Source organism: Alteromonas naphthalenivorans (genome assembly GCF_000213655.1).
Classification (GTDB): domain Bacteria; phylum Pseudomonadota; class Gammaproteobacteria; order Enterobacterales; family Alteromonadaceae; genus Alteromonas; species Alteromonas naphthalenivorans.
On sequence record NC_015554.1, the window covers coordinates 1,002,457 to 1,017,865 of the forward strand.

The window sequence follows — 15,409 nt, forward strand, 5'->3', positions numbered from 1 at the left end:
TGAAGATGATATAAGAGCCTTCAGAGCTTGTCTTTATTTCGCAAATGCTTGGTCTTGTAATAATGCTTGAATACCGGACTGAGCGGGCGCTTCTACTTTCGCTTTAGTGTCTCGGTTGGCGCTAATTGTGTCGTCATCGAATTCATATCTAATCAATACTTCATCTGTTACATCAATTAAGTGCGAACAGGCAGCTAAGCTCCAAAGTTTATTTTCAAGTTCTTTTGCCCGGTGAATAGCATACACGCTAACGTAATTTATCTCTGTTTGTAACATGGATAAATCCGGCTTGCCTGTGGTGGTAAGCATCACGTGAATAGCAATGAATTGCCCTCTGTTTAACGCTTCAGTAATAAAGGTCTTACGCTGCTCATTATTTTCAAACCGGTGGGAATACCGTGGAATAATGGCCATGCGAGGATCTTTTTGCTTGGCATCAAAAGAGATTAGAAGCTCTTGGCGCAAGGGCATATTTTCCAATTTCACCTGCTTAATACCGCTTTGCATGAAAGGGGTATCTAGCTTTCTGTCTCTGAATAAGAACTCTAAGTTTACTTGACGCTTTTCCGTTAAGTAGGTGACAAGGCTTGAAACCCGCTGGTCCTGCTTTCCGATAATGCCCGCTTGCGGCGTGTACCTAACTCCTTCTTTACTCATCAAGAAGGATAAAGACGTAGCATTACGAGCATTAATACAGCGAAGTGCTTGACCCATGCCAGGCAACTCTTCTTCACCAGAGTCTTCTTCTAAGCTGTGTTTGTTCTTTTTAATCAATTCTTCAAAAAACGCCCTTGCACTTTTTCCTGCTTCACCGTTCATGGCTTTTAGGTGCAAAATGTTTTTCTCAGCATTGTGGTAAATTACCGAATACTGCAAATGCATTACGTCAAAGTTTTGCGTAATCTGCTGAAGGCGAGGGAAGGATACTTCAACTTGGCCTTCTAATTCCCCGTCGTACTCTTTATTTAACTCAACCCGCAGCCCCAATCCATGAACAGAGATATCTTCACTTACGCCAACGTGTACGCTGTCGTCATGAGATAATCTAAGCTCTATTTGAGAGCGCAAACGGTAGCGAGACTCTAAACGTTGATCTTCATATTTAAATCGGAACAACTCTATGTTTGAGGTCTTCTGGTTTCTAGGGTGTCCAAAAACGCGCAGATGAGAGAGGTTATCGCGATTGAACTTTAATTCGTTATACGCCTGCTGCCCATATATAGAGGTTACGTCGGTCACATGAAGCAAGTATTTTAGGTTTTTTAACTTCGACATAACCCGAGGCGAAGGCGGTGTATTTTGCCGCTTTATTTTCGTACCCACAGAGTCAGGAATAGATAAGGGGGTATGGGCTTGTTCGGGCAACATGTCAGTCAAGGTTAACTTAAATACTCGCCAGCTAACTTTCTTCGAGCCAAAGCCTAAGAAAACCTGTTTTAGCATGTCTTTTTCTATAAGTTGTTCGTAAGAGGCCGAGTAAAAAAAGACTTTGTCGTTTTGTAAGTGGGTAAAGCTGAATACAAATATTTCGCGACGGTGCGCAGGCTTAGCGTGCAAGGTGTTCAATCTATTTTGCGACAGCAGAAAACCTAAGCGACACTCATCTTCCTCGTCTTGCCAGTAGCTCACCGTCTCGCGGTTAACTTCGTTAACCATAGCGAAGCGTGGAATAAGCCTATCTTCAATTAGATCGACATAAATCGGTAACGTTGGGCTTCTTGGGGAAAAGTACTGTTCACAAGTTTTGCTGGTTATCGCTTCAATGGTGTTGTTCATATTCACTTTATAACGGCGTTTATTACCGTGAATAAAGCTTTCTAAAAACTTATCGAAGCTGGGCGCTGGACGCTCTGTCGCACGTTGTAAAGCTAAATAAATAACGTCTTTTTTGCGAACTGTTTTTACGAGGCGATAAGCAATACCATTTTTCTTATCCATGGCAAACTCGCCTTCAAGCCCACGGAAGTAGACTTGTAAAAGCTCATTTTGCTTAAACAACGTTTCTTTGGTGAGTTTGACTTGCAGGCCTTCAAGCGACACATCAACGCTTAAGCCTTTAATTGAGTGGTTGCTTTCATTAAATAGCTCAACCGCAACAGCAAAGTTCATACGTTCTGTGTTGCGTTGACGATAATCTAGTAGGTTTACCGTTGGCACTTTAAACTGCTCTAAAATTGCAGAGCCTTTTTTGCGAGGGGCATTTGAAGTTGAGCCTGTGTCGCGAGCTTCTTCTGCTTTCTCACGAATGATACGGTAATTGTTTTCAGTATTTTGAACGGCTTCGTATACACCAAATGTATACCCACCAAATATTCTAATTTGCTCTTCGAATTTATCGACAGCAATTTCATCCATGTAATGGGTTCTGCCATCATGCAAATAGCTTTTGCATTTACCGTCTACTTGGCCACGTAAATCAATGGAACGCATACAGGGCTTCGCAAGGCGTTTCACTTCCATTTTTAATAGAAAGCGTTTTTCCTTGGGAATATCACCACCAATTTGTAAAAGCACCTTATTAAATTCAGGTTCATTTACTAGGGGTTTCAATTGCTCAATTATGTCAGCGTATTGCTGTAAATCTTGGCTCATGTATGCACAACTTAGTTACTTTCTATTATTATAGACATTATTATTATCGGCACTAGTGCTAAACCCATTAATAAACAGCATTTTGCAGTTTGACGCACAAACAACCGCAGTGGAAAAATCTAATATAACGGTTAGATAGGCTGCAAAGTGGGTTTGGTTAACTTGGGTTTAACTTGGGTTAATGTACCTTGATGTCCTTTATAAGATAGAATACTCTTTTTCACGCTGGGATAAAACTGGAATATGGCAAAACGAAAAACGGCTTATGTATGCTCAGATTGTGGGGCTGAATTTCCACGCTGGCAGGGTCAGTGTTCTGAATGCAAAGCATGGAACACCATTAGCGAGTTTGTAGTCAGTAGCGCCAAAACCAATTCAAAACCAACCTTATCAGGTTATGCCGGGCAAACTTCCGCTAAAATAGAAATGCTCAATGCGATTGATTTAGAATCTCTACCGCGATTTAGCGCAGGGTTTAAAGAGCTCGATAGGGTTTTAGGCGGTGGAATAGTGCCAGGCGCTGCTATGCTAATTGGCGGCTCCCCTGGTGCCGGTAAAAGCACCCTGTTACTTCAGGTAATGTGTCAAATGGCACAAACTGTAACGGCTTTATACGTAACAGGGGAAGAGTCGCTTCAGCAGGTGGCCATGCGGGCTAAGCGCTTGACCTTGCCTGATGATAAGCTAATGATGCTGGCAGAAACCAGCGTAGAAACTATCTGCGACTTGGCGTTAACCAAAAAACCAAAAATCATGGTTATCGACTCTATCCAAGTGATGCATGTAGCCGATGTGCAATCTGCCCCGGGCAGTGTATCCCAAGTTAGAGAAAGTGCGGCCTATCTAACTCGTTTTGCAAAACAACACCACATCTCAATGTTTCTTGTAGGTCATGTAACCAAAGATGGCAACTTAGCTGGCCCGAAGGTATTAGAGCACTGTATTGACAGTTCAATGATGCTGGAAGGGGAGAGTGATGGGCGCTACCGTACGTTGCGCAGCCATAAAAATCGTTTCGGCGCTGTAAATGAATTAGGCGTATTTGCGATGACAGAAAAAGGCCTAAAAGAGGTGAACAATCCTTCGGCTATTTTTCTAAGCCGTGGCGAAAATGAAACCCCTGGGTCGAGCGTGATGGTCATTTGGGAAGGCACGCGGCCTCTATTGGTAGAAATACAGGCTTTGGTGGACTACTCACAAATGTCTAACCCTAGACGAATTGCGGTGGGGCTTGACCAAAACCGATTGTCGATGTTGCTAGCAGTATTGCATCGTCACGGTAATGTGCAAATGAACGACCAAGACGTCTTCGTGAATGTGGTCGGCGGCGTGAAAGTGAGCGAAACCAGTGCTGACTTAGCGTTACTGTTAGCAATGGTATCGAGTTTTCGAAATCGTTCGTTGCCCAAAGATCTCATTGTATTTGGAGAAGTGGGGCTAGCCGGAGAAATCAGGCCTGTTCCCAATGGCACTGAGCGCATTATTGAAGCCGCTAAACATGGCTTCAAACGTGCGATTGTGCCAAAGGCGAATGCGCCTAAACAGGCAATAAATGGTATGAAAGTTATTCCAGTCTCTCAACTTAGCGACGCATTAGACGCATTAGAATAAACCGCTTCAATTAACGCGTTTAATTCCTTTTCATTTAAATCAGCTTCTTGGCTGTTAAGCAGTATTAAGCGCCTAAGTGCGCTTATGCTGTCTACATCCATTTGAGAAACTTTGCAGCCCAAAGAAACCGAATCTTTGCGGTTATCATTCTGCCGATACAGTTGCTCTATATGCAGGGTGATAACCGGGCTGTCTTCATTTGCTCTGAATGTGGCCGTGTAAGGGTCATGACTGTCGAAAGGTAATTCGTTAAGTGCATCTTCGTTTGCGCTTAATTTTACGCCTTGAAGAGAGACATCAATAATAATGACATCAATGCGCTTATTATGATGGGCAAGTGTTCCTTTTACGGCCAATGGAATACGTGTAAATAAGCGTTTGTCTGACATAACTTCCTCAAGCTTGAAAATCTTTCATTCACTCAGTATTAGTGATGTTAGTACACATGGCAACTAGCAATAAGTGTAGGAGTGTAAAGCAAGTCTTTACGGCACAAAAAAACGGGCTCATATAAGCCCGTTTTGTAACGCTATTTGGTCATGCGCTTGTATTTTAGTCTGTGAGGTTCAACTGCATCTTGACCGAATTCAGCCTTAAGCCAAGTTTCGTAGTCAGAGTAGTTACCTTCAAAGAAGTTAATGTTACCTTCGTCGCGGTAATCCATGATGTGCGTGGCCACTCTATCTAAGAACCATCTATCATGCGAAATAACCATGGCACAGCCTGGGAATTCCAATAGCGCATTCTCGAGTGCTCGTAAGGTTTCAACATCCAAGTCATTAGTTGGTTCATCGAGTAACAGTACGTTACCGCCTGCTTTTAATAGCTTGGCTAAATGCACACGATTTCGTTCACCACCCGATAAGTCTTTAATGAATTTTTGCTGATCGTTGCCTTTAAAGTTAAAGCGGCTGCAATACGCGCGGCTATTGATTTCGAAGTTACCAATACGAATGATATCTTGTTCTTCCGAAATTTCTTTAAACACCGTGGTGTTTTCATTCATGTGGTCACGGAACTGCTCAACGCTGGCAATTTTCACAGAATCACCCAAGCTGATGTCGCCTGAATCTGGTTTTTCTGCACCGGTAAGCATTCTAAATAGGGTAGATTTACCCGCACCGTTTGGCCCGACAATCCCTACAATTGCCCCTTTAGGAACTTTAAACGACAAGTCATCAATAAGTACACGTTCACCGTAGGACTTATTGAGGTGTTCAACTTCAATAACCTTGTCACCTAAACGCTCACCAGGTGGAATGAAGAGTTCGTTAGTCTCGTTACGTTTTTGGTAATCGCCCGTAGACATCTCCTCAAAGCGAGCCATACGCGCTTTGCTTTTTGCGTGGCGACCTTTTGGATTAGAGCGAACCCATTCGAGTTCTTGTCTAATACTCTTTTGGCGTGCATTTTCGCTGCGTTCTTCTTGCTGTAAACGCTGATCTTTTTGTTCCAACCAAGAGGAATAGTTACCTTCCCATGGAATACCTTCACCACGGTCTAGTTCTAATATCCAGCCTGCAACATTATCTAGGAAGTATCTATCATGGGTAATCGCTACCACTGTGCCTTCATAATCGTGAAGGAAGCGTTCTAACCAAGCAACCGATTCAGCATCCAAGTGGTTGGTTGGCTCGTCGAGAAGAAGCATTTCTGGCTTTTCGAGTAACAAGCGACATAAGGCAACACGGCGGCGCTCACCACCTGATAACTTGCTAACGTCTGCATCCCATGCTGGAAGACGAAGCGCTTCGGCAGCACGGTTTAAGGTATTCTCTAAGTTATGTCCGTCTTTCGACTGAATAATCGCTTCAAGTTCACCTTGCTCTTTTGCAAGGGCGTCGAAATCGGCATCAGCTTCTGCGTAAGCAGCATACACTTCGTCTAAGCGAGTTAGCGCGTGTTTAACGTCGGCTAACGCTTCTTCCACGTTTCCGCGTACATCTTTTGATTCGTCTAGTTGAGGCTCCTGAGGTAGATAACCTATTTTAAGACCTGGTTGAGGGCGTGCTTCACCTTCAATTTCGGTGTCTAGTCCGGCCATAATGCGAAGCAGCGTAGATTTACCAGATCCATTTAAACCCAATACGCCAATTTTGGCACCAGGGAAAAAACTAAGAGAGATATTTTTAAGAATTTGACGATTCGGTGGAACAATTTTCCCCACGCGATGCATACTGTAAACGTATTGAGCCATGCTGTGTCCTTGCCAGAAAATAAAGCATCATTGTACTCGTAACAGGATAGTCTGTGCCAGTGTGAACCGCCATACAACCTCATGCTTGATGGTATTTTGTTCAATTGAAGTAAAAAGAAGGCGAAAAGTACGAATAATACGGCGGTCACCTTTAACAAATTGAGGTAAACTTCGCTAGCATACGCTTTAATGAAAAAATAGGTATTCACTGTATGACTGCAATGAACAAACGCCCTTACAGCCTATCGGAACTTGCCAGCCATGTAGGCGGTGTTGTAGAGGGAGACGGCAGTGTCGTTATCTCTGCGGTAGGAACGCTGGCAGGCGCTGCCAGCCATCAAATCTCATTTCTTACTAATCCGAAATATAAATCACAGTTAAGCGATACCTCTGCCGGTGCGGTTATTCTACACAGCAGTTTGAAAGACACGGCCCCGTGCCCAGCGCTTGTGGTAGACAATCCTCATGCAGCGTTTGCACGCATTGCCCAGCTATTTGATACCACACCCGTAGTAGCAAGTGGTATTGCCGACACCGCCGTTATTGCGTCGTCGGCAAATATTGGTAGTGATGTGTCGTTAGGTCACAATGTGATTATTGAAGATAACGTGGTGATAGGCGATAGGGTAACTATTGGTGCGAATACGGTTATTCGTAGAGGTACGCAAATAGGGGAAGGTTGTGTAATTCACCCTAACGTTACTATTTACCACGATGTTGTTTTAGGAAAACGTGTAGCAGTACATAGCCAAACGGTTATCGGTGCTGCAGGCTTTGGTTACGCGAACGACAAAGGCGTATGGCTTCCTATTCCGCAAACGGGGTCTGTACAAATTGGCGACGACAGTCAAATTGGTGCAAGTAGTACTATCGACCGCGGTGCCATGGAAGATACTGTGCTAGGTAAAAATGTGATTATTGATAACCAAGTACAAATAGGTCACAACTGCATTATTGGCGATCATTCGTGTATTTGCGGTGCAACCGGTATTGCGGGCAGTTGCCATATAGGAAAGTACGTTGTTATCGGCGGTGGTGTTGGCGTAAACGGCCATATTTCTATTTGCGACAAAGTGCAAATAACCGGCTACTCCATGATTGTTCAAGATATCACGGAACCAGGGGTTTATTCTTCAGGTCAGCCAGCCACGTCTAACCGAGAATGGAAGCGAAATACCATAAGACTGCAAAAAATTGGCAGTTTATATGACCGCGTGAAGGCGCTAGAAAAACAGGTCTGATCACGTCACAGCGCAGGGAATTCGTTAAACCTGCGCCATTTAAATTAAATTGGTCATAAAGCGGTATACAAGCCCTTGAAAATGACTAGAATAAGCCACGAACAAGCCATAAATTAACGCCGTTAAGGAGTCCTCATGTTACCTCGCGAAATGAATATCGCTGACTTTGATCCAGAACTAGCCGATGCAATGGCTAAAGAGGTTGTCCGTCAGGAACAGCATATCGAACTTATCGCCTCTGAAAACTACTGTAGCCCGCGGGTTATGGAAGCACAGGGCTCTCAACTTACTAACAAGTATGCTGAAGGCTATCCTGGCAAGCGTTATTACGGCGGTTGTGAGCACGTAGATGTGGTTGAGCAACTTGCTATCGACCGTGCAAAAGAGCTTTTCGGTGCAGATTACGCTAACGTGCAGCCTCACTCAGGTTCACAAGCTAACTCAGCGGTATTTATGGCATTGCTTGATGCTGGCGATACTGTGCTTGGTATGAGCCTTTCTGAAGGTGGTCACCTTACTCATGGTTCTCATGTGAACTTTTCGGGCAAAACCTACAATGCCGTTCAGTATGGTTTGAACCACGAAACCGGTGAAATCGATTACGAACAGGTTGCTGCGTTAGCAGAAGAACATAAACCAAAAATGATTATTGGTGGTTTCTCAGCTTACTCAGGTGTTGTTGATTGGGCAAAGTTCCGTGAAATCGCCGACAGCGTAGGCGCTTTCCTGTTAGTTGATATGGCGCACGTTGCAGGTTTGATTGCAGCGGGTGTTTACCCAAATCCTCTGCCGCACGCACACGTAGTCACTACAACCACACATAAAACCTTAGCGGGCCCACGAAGTGGACTAATTTTGTCTGCCTGTGGTGACGAAGCGATTTATAAAAAGCTTCAAAGCTCAGTATTCCCGGGCAACCAAGGTGGTCCTTTGTGCCATGTTATTGCAGCAAAAGCAGTAGCGTTTAAAGAAGCACTTCAGCCAGATTTTAAAGAATACCAAACACAGGTTGTTGCGAACGCAAAAGCGATGGTGGCGGTAATGCAAGAACGCGGATACAAAATTGTATCTAATGGTACTGAAAACCATTTGTTCCTGTTAGATCTTATCGATAAAGATATTACGGGTAAAGATGCTGATGCTGCCCTTGGTGCGGCTAACATTACCGTTAACAAGAACTCGGTTCCTAACGATCCTCGCTCACCGTTTGTTACAAGTGGATTGCGTATCGGTAGCCCAGCTATTACTCGTCGTGGCTTTAAAGAAGAACAAGCCAAACAAGTCGCTACATGGATTTGTGATGTGCTAGATAATATGGGTGATGACAGCGTTATTGACCGTGTTAAAAGTGAAGTGGTTGCACTTTGTGAACAGTTCCCTGTTTACGCGTAAGCAACCTAGATAAGAAAAGTTACCACGCGTTAGTCTCTACAAACACAGGCTAACGCGTAGTAAATAGTAAGTTAAGGATCGCTCATGTTTTGCCCCTTTTGTTCAGCACAAGAAACAAAAGTGATTGACTCTCGCCTAGTGGCAGAGGGGCATCAGGTGCGCCGGCGTCGTGAATGCGCAATGTGTCATGAACGTTTTACGACCTTCGAAAGTGCCGAACTCGTAATGCCGCGTGTTATTAAACGTGATGGTTCACGAGAGCCTTTCAACGAAGATAAGCTTCGTGCAGGCTTACAGCGCGCGCTAGAAAAACGCCCAGTGAGTACAGAAAAAGTTGAGCAGTGTATCTTGTCACTTAAGTCAGAGCTTCGGGCAACCGGCGAACGAGAAGTGGGGAGTGAACTGTTAGGCAACCTAATCATGAAAGCGCTAAAAGAGCTAGATAAGGTCGCTTATGTGCGGTTTGCATCTGTTTATCGTTCCTTTGAAGATATCCGAGAGTTTGGTGAGGAAATAGCCAGACTAGGGGATTAACCACGGGATTTGCAGTGTCAATTAATACTACCCATGCTCATATAAATAGCGGCTCAAATACCGACGTAGGCAAAGACCACAATAGTAGCTCTTCCAGTGACTTGCCGGGTAAGGCCGTTGAAATTGACTATTATTGGATGGCCAAAGCCATTCGATTGGCGCAAAAAGGCCAATTTACAACTTCTCCTAATCCCCGTGTTGGTTGTGTCATTGTTAATAATAACAATGACTCTATTGGCCAAGGCTTTCATGTCCAAGCCGGCACCCCTCACGCAGAAATTCATGCCCTTCGTGAAGCAGGGAAAAAAGCAAAAGGCGCTACAGCCTATGTGACACTAGAGCCATGTAGTCATTATGGACGAACGCCCCCCTGCGCAGAAGCACTGATAAAAGCACAAGTCTCGCGAGTAGTTATTGCCATGACTGATCCTAACCCCAATGTCAGCGGTAATGGTATTCGCATGTTACAAGATGCGGGCATTGAGGTGTCATCCGATATTATGTCGGCAGAATCTGCCGCTTTGAACCCAGGCTTTATCAAGCGCATGTTAACTGGCAAACCTTATGTGCGAGTGAAATTAGGCATAAGTGTGGATGGAAAAATTGCGCTTCAAAATGGTAATAGTCAATGGATAACTGGGCCAGAAGCTAGACGAGATGTACAGCATTACCGTGCACAAAGCTGCGCGGTGTTAACAGGATCGGGAACGGTAAAAGCCGATAATCCTAGTCTATTAGTCAGACCAGACGAAGCGAAGTTTGCACATTACCCATTGGAGGCTATTCGCCAGCCAGTGCGGATAATTGTGAATAGTGCCGATGATCTTTCAAGAGACTACAGGTGCATGAACGATGGTCATCCCACCTTCGTGGTATCTACCCAAAATAGCGCCGATACTGACAACCGCCAACACCTAACCGTTGATGCGATGAACGGTAAAGTGGATATCAGTAAATTGATGCTGCAGTTAGGCGACATGCAGTTTAATGAAGTGTGGGTAGAGGCAGGACCGGGTTTAGCTGGCGCCTTACTGATAGCTGGTGAAGTAGATGAACTCATCTGTTATCAAGCACCTAAGCTATTGGGAGACAAAGGGGTGAGTATGGTATCTTTACCCACCTTTACCGAATTGAATCAAGCTATTGAATTGTCGCTGATTGAAAGTCGACAAATAGGTAACGATATTAAGCTTCGTTACCTTCTTAACACCCTTAACACGCCTCAATAGCCTTATAGGAACATTATGTTTACTGGAATTATTCAAGCTTTAGGCAAGATTACCAAACTCGATAACCGAGGTAGTGACATACGGTTAACGGTTTCATCAACTACACTGGATATGGCCGATGTAGCGCTTGGTGATAGTATTGCTACCAACGGGGTATGCCTTACCGTAACTGATATGGGTAGCGATTATTATTGCGCTGATGTATCGGCTGAAACCATAAAACTTACCGGGTTTGCCCATTACGGCACGGGCTCTACTGTGAACCTTGAAAAGGCAATGCGACCCACTGACAGACTGGGCGGACACATTGTTTCAGGTCACGTCGATGGCGTGGGCGAGATCAGTAAAATTATAAAACACACCGACTATGTTGAATTTTGGGTAAAAGCACCTACATCTTTAGCCAAGTACATTGCTCATAAGGGCAGCATCACTGTTGATGGTGTGAGCCTTACAGTGAATGAAGTCAACGGTGCTGAGTTTATGCTTTGGATAATTCCTCATACGCTGAAAGAAACGGTGATGGGACATTACGAAGTAGGCACCGCTGTAAATTTAGAAGTAGATGTAATAGCACGTTACCTTGAACGCTTAATGATGGGTGATAAAGCAGCGTCACCGATATCAAAAGACATTGATATGGCGTTTTTGGCTGAGAACGGATTTTTGAGAAAGTAACCCTACAAGAAGTATAAAAACTATGGCATTTAACACCTCGAAAGAAATTATTGAAGACATTCGTCAAGGTAAAATGGTTATCTTGATGGATGATGAAGATCGTGAAAACGAAGGCGATCTTATTATGGCAGCAGAACATGTCACGCCAGAAGCCATTAACTTTATGGTAACGCACGCCAGAGGTTTAGTTTGCCTGCCGATGACCGAAGCACGCTGCAGACGCCTTAATCTTCCGTTAATGGTGGATAAAAACGAAGCGCAGTTTTCGACTAACTTCACCGTATCGATTGAAGCCGCAACAGGTGTTACTACTGGTATTTCAGCAGCTGACCGTGCTGTAACGATTAAAGCCGCTGTTGCTAAAGAAGCAAAAGCTACCGATATTGTGCAGCCAGGGCATATTTTCCCGCTAATTGCTAAAGAAGGCGGCGTATTAAACCGCGCAGGGCATACTGAAGCGGGAGTCGATTTACCGCGCTTAGCAGGGTTAGAGCCGGCCGGTGTTATCGTTGAAATCTTAAATGAAGACGGCTCAATGGCACGTCGCCCCGAGCTTGAGAAGTTCGCCGAAAAGCACGACCTTAAAATTGGCACCATTGCCGATTTAATCGAGTACAGAAATCTAAACGAAACCACCATTGAAAAAGTTGCTCAGTGCAACCTGCCTACAGAATATGGTGATTTCGAGCTTCATACTTTTAAAGACAGTATTGATAATCAGCTACACTTTGCTTTGAAGAAAGGTGAAGTTAGCGCCGAAAATCCAACATTAGTTCGCGTGCATTTGCATAATACCTTCAGTGATTTACTGGGTTCTACTCGTGGTATTCATCGTTCGCTTACCTTATCTGAAGGTATGCAAAAAATTGCTGATGAAGGCGGTGTACTTGTACTGCTTGGTAAAGATGAACAAATTGAACAACAGGTCCGCCGCTTTGCTGCTGAAGACAGAGGCGAGCGCCCAACCGGTGCTGATTGGCAGGGCTCGTCGCGCACTATTGGTGTTGGTAGCCAAATTTTAGCGTCTATTGGCGTTCAAAAAATGCGCTTACTAAGCAAACCTATTAAATACCATGCTCTATCAGGCTATGGCCTAGAAGTGGTTGAGTACGTACACGATTAAGTGGTGGTAAATCAGAAGCTCTTGGTAAGGCTCTGTTCACGAAAAGTCATTACCACAAGCTAATGCAATTTACGTAAGTAATTTATAGGAAAGGTGGGGAAAGGGCGCAGTAAACCCTCCACCGCATGGATGCGGTGGCGGAGCGTACAGGGAAGTATTTACCGCGTGTTTACGGAGCCCTATCCCCACCTTGCCGTTTGTTATTCGGGCTAACGGACTTGTCAGCCAGTAACAAAAACAATCGATTTAGTTTGGGCGTAGTTGTGGTATACTTCGCGCCGTTTTTCTCGAGGAATGAAATCATGCAAGTAGTTGAAGGTAATATCAGAGCGACCGGTAAGAAGATTGCTATTGTTGTTGCACGCTTTAATAGCTTTGTTGTTGAGAGCTTATTGGAAGGCGCATTAGACACATTAGACCGTCACGGCGAAGTGAATGAAGACGATATCACAGTGGTTCGTGTTCCAGGTGCTTATGAGTTGCCTATTGTTGCTAAGAAACTTGCTGAGAAAAAATCTTTTGACGCCATTATTGCACTAGGTGCGGTAATTCGTGGCGGCACACCTCATTTTGACTTTGTTGCAGGCGAATGTAACAAAGGCCTAGCGCAAGTATCGCTAGAATACGGTGTACCGGTATCTTTTGGCGTTATCACTACAGATTCTATTGAACAGGCTATCGAACGTTCTGGAACCAAAGCAGGCAACAAAGGCGCTGAAGCAGCCTTAGGTGCGCTTGAGATGGTTAACGTTATCGATGCTGTTGAAAAGCTTTAAGGTAAAAAATTAAGTGAAAGTTTCAGCTCGTCGTAAAGCCCGTGAACTTGCCCTTCAAGGCATCTATTCATGGCAAATGAGTCATAACGATATTCAACAAATTGAACTGGCGCTTGCGACCAGTAACGATATGAAGAAAGTTGATATGGCTTATTTTCAGGCACTGCTTCGCGGTGTGGCGCACAGCGCTAGCCACTTAGATACGACTATTAAGCCGTACCTGGGCCGTTTGCCTGAAGAACTAGATGCAATCGAAAAGGCTATTTTACGCATTGCGACACTGGAACTTACAGAGCGTAAGGATGTGCCTTATCGCGTAATTATTAATGAAGCGATTGAACTTGCGAAGTCTTTCGGGGCCGAAGAAAGTCATAAATTCATTAATGGTGCGCTTGATAAAGCGGTTCGCTCGTTGCGTAAAGACGAACGCGATTAACCTTGTACAGTGGCATTGGATGTCACAAGGGTTTAATAGACTATCGTGAAAGAATTTGATCTTATCGGCCGTTACTTCTCTGATGGCGGCCACACTCGTAAAGACGTAGTTATTGGTATCGGTGATGATTGTGCCGTAACTAACGTTCCTAGTAATCAACAATTAGCCGTTACCACAGATACTTTGGTTGCAGGTGTGCACTTCTTAGAAGATGCGCCAGCAAAATCGGTTGCGTATAAAACCGTAGCGGTGAATTTGAGCGATTTAGCCGCCATGGGCGCTGAACCTGCTTGGATCAGCTTATCGCTGTCGTTGCCAACAGTGAATGATGAATGGCTTAGCGAGTTCGTAGATGGTTTGTACGAGCTTACGCAGTACTATTCTGTGCAGTTAATTGGTGGCGATACCGTTAAGGGCCCGATGGCCATGACCATTACGGCGCAAGGGTTTATACCACCCGGTTCCGAACTGACCCGCAGTAATGCAAAACCCGGTGATTGGGTTTATGTTACAGGCACCTTAGGCGATGCTGGTGCTGGCTTGGATATTCTGCAAAATAAACTTAACGTGGCCGGTGAAGCGCGAGATGTGCTTATTAATCGTCATTATTACCCTACGCCTCGAGTAGCAATGGGTACGGCACTTCGTCGTATTGCTTCATCGTGTATTGATGTGTCTGATGGCTTAATCTCTGATTTAGGCCACATTTTGAAAGCATCAGGCTGTGGTGCAAACGTACATGTTGATAAGCTTCCTTTATCGAGAGCGTTAACCAGTGCCGTAGATAATGCCCAAGCGATCGAATATGCACTGTCAGCAGGCGACGACTATGAGCTCATCTTTACCGTAGGTGAAGAACAGCGAGGTAACTTTGAAACCTCGATGGGCGGTAGTAGTGTGAAAGCAACTTGCATTGGTCAGCTTACTGGGCAAGCGGGTCAGTTGTCTTTGCTAAAAGACAATCAGCCGTTTACACCAACCAATGAAAATGGCTACGAACATACTTTCTAGAAGCTAATAGAGCATTTTATGCAAAAAGAATATCGCGCTAGAATTAGCATGAAAAATCCAGTGCACTTTTTAGCGCTTGGGTTTGGTAGCGGACTTATCCCGTTTATGCCTGGAACCTTTGGTTCTGCGGTAGCAATACCACTACTTATATTGTCGGCCAACATGCCTGTGATGGTATTTATCGCTTTCACTGTTTTCGCCTCAATTTTTGGTATTTATCTGTGCGGAAAAACCGCTGATGATATGCAGGTGCATGATCACGGTTCTATTGTGTGGGACGAAGTGGCAGGTATGTTTATTACCTTCTTATTTGTACCTATTACTGCACCGTCTTTGCTAGCAGGATTTGTGCTGTTTCGCATATTCGATATTTTAAAACCTTGGCCAATAGGGCCTATCGATAAGCGCTTACACGGCGGTACAGGCATTATGCTTGATGATATAGTGGCTGGGGCTATGGCGTGTGCGTGTTTACATATTATGATGATGATGTGGCCGGCATTTACCACCTTGTTTTAAATTGGACGAAGATAAGTTCGTGCAATAATACGCAAAATTTGTACATATTAAAAAGCCCGCAACTGCGGGC

General features: G+C 44.5%; 14 protein-coding genes. 11 read left to right on the top strand and 3 right to left on the bottom strand.

All coding sequences use genetic code 11. The annotated features are described in order from the left end of the window. Positions 1 to 33 precede the first annotated feature (33 nt). The gene (locus AMBT_RS04285; RefSeq protein ID WP_013783355.1) at positions 34 to 2,592 is read right to left on the bottom strand and encodes a PilZ domain-containing protein; all 2,559 of its coding nucleotides are present in this window, start codon (positions 2,590 to 2,592) and stop codon (positions 34 to 36) included. Positions 2,593 to 2,835: 243 nt separating this feature from the next. Between AMBT_RS04285 and radA the strand changes: the two genes are divergently transcribed. Further along, entirely contained in the window at positions 2,836 to 4,203 is a 1,368-nt protein-coding gene (radA, locus tag AMBT_RS04290) for a DNA repair protein RadA (RefSeq protein WP_013783356.1), read from the top strand. On the opposite strand, the gene AMBT_RS04295 is transcribed toward radA, so the two are convergent. Both AMBT_RS04295 and ettA read right to left on the bottom strand, forming a co-directional pair. Further along, entirely contained in the window at positions 4,170 to 4,592 is a 423-nt protein-coding gene (locus AMBT_RS04295; protein ID WP_013783357.1) for a PilZ domain-containing protein, read from the bottom strand. The genes radA and AMBT_RS04295 overlap by 34 nt on opposite strands. 140 nt (positions 4,593 to 4,732) lie before the next feature. Then, entirely contained in the window at positions 4,733 to 6,400 is a 1,668-nt protein-coding gene (ettA, locus tag AMBT_RS04300) for an energy-dependent translational throttle protein EttA (protein ID WP_013783358.1), read from the bottom strand. A gap of 212 nt (positions 6,401 to 6,612) precedes the next feature. Here ettA and lpxD point away from each other — a divergent pair, with 212 nt between their 5' ends. From lpxD to AMBT_RS04350, 10 genes are all read left to right on the top strand, one after another. Beyond that, the gene (gene lpxD, locus AMBT_RS04305) at positions 6,613 to 7,641 is read left to right on the top strand and encodes a UDP-3-O-(3-hydroxymyristoyl)glucosamine N-acyltransferase (protein WP_013783359.1); all 1,029 of its coding nucleotides are present in this window, start codon (positions 6,613 to 6,615) and stop codon (positions 7,639 to 7,641) included. A gap of 135 nt (positions 7,642 to 7,776) precedes the next feature. Continuing rightward, on the top strand, positions 7,777 to 9,033 hold the full coding sequence (glyA, locus tag AMBT_RS04310; RefSeq protein ID WP_013783360.1) for a serine hydroxymethyltransferase: 1,257 nt from the start codon (positions 7,777 to 7,779) through the stop codon (positions 9,031 to 9,033). 84 nt (positions 9,034 to 9,117) lie between these two features. Next, positions 9,118 to 9,567 (top strand): transcriptional regulator NrdR, encoded by a 450-nt coding sequence (gene nrdR, locus AMBT_RS04315; protein WP_013783361.1) that lies wholly within the window; start codon positions 9,118 to 9,120, stop codon positions 9,565 to 9,567. A gap of 137 nt (positions 9,568 to 9,704) precedes the next feature. Continuing rightward, positions 9,705 to 10,796 (top strand): bifunctional diaminohydroxyphosphoribosylaminopyrimidine deaminase/5-amino-6-(5-phosphoribosylamino)uracil reductase RibD, encoded by a 1,092-nt coding sequence (ribD, locus tag AMBT_RS04320; RefSeq protein ID WP_041452763.1) that lies wholly within the window; start codon positions 9,705 to 9,707, stop codon positions 10,794 to 10,796. Positions 10,797 to 10,811: 15 nt separating this feature from the next. After that, a complete protein-coding gene (locus AMBT_RS04325) occupies positions 10,812 to 11,474 on the top strand; it encodes a riboflavin synthase (RefSeq protein WP_013783363.1) in 663 nt (220 codons plus the stop codon). A gap of 22 nt (positions 11,475 to 11,496) precedes the next feature. Further along, on the top strand, positions 11,497 to 12,597 hold the full coding sequence (ribBA, locus tag AMBT_RS04330) for a bifunctional 3,4-dihydroxy-2-butanone-4-phosphate synthase/GTP cyclohydrolase II (protein ID WP_013783364.1): 1,101 nt from the start codon (positions 11,497 to 11,499) through the stop codon (positions 12,595 to 12,597). 302 nt (positions 12,598 to 12,899) lie between these two features. Next, a complete protein-coding gene (gene ribH / locus AMBT_RS04335; RefSeq protein WP_013783365.1) occupies positions 12,900 to 13,373 on the top strand; it encodes a 6,7-dimethyl-8-ribityllumazine synthase in 474 nt (157 codons plus the stop codon). 13 nt (positions 13,374 to 13,386) lie between these two features. Then, a complete protein-coding gene (nusB, locus tag AMBT_RS04340) occupies positions 13,387 to 13,809 on the top strand; it encodes a transcription antitermination factor NusB (protein WP_013783366.1) in 423 nt (140 codons plus the stop codon). A gap of 45 nt (positions 13,810 to 13,854) precedes the next feature. Continuing rightward, the gene (gene thiL, locus AMBT_RS04345; RefSeq protein WP_013783367.1) at positions 13,855 to 14,820 is read left to right on the top strand and encodes a thiamine-phosphate kinase; all 966 of its coding nucleotides are present in this window, start codon (positions 13,855 to 13,857) and stop codon (positions 14,818 to 14,820) included. An 18-nt stretch (positions 14,821 to 14,838) separates the two neighbouring features. Next, positions 14,839 to 15,339, top strand: coding sequence for a phosphatidylglycerophosphatase A family protein (locus AMBT_RS04350; protein ID WP_013783368.1), 501 nt, complete (start codon positions 14,839 to 14,841; stop codon positions 15,337 to 15,339). The last annotated feature ends 70 nt before the right edge of the window (positions 15,340 to 15,409 follow it).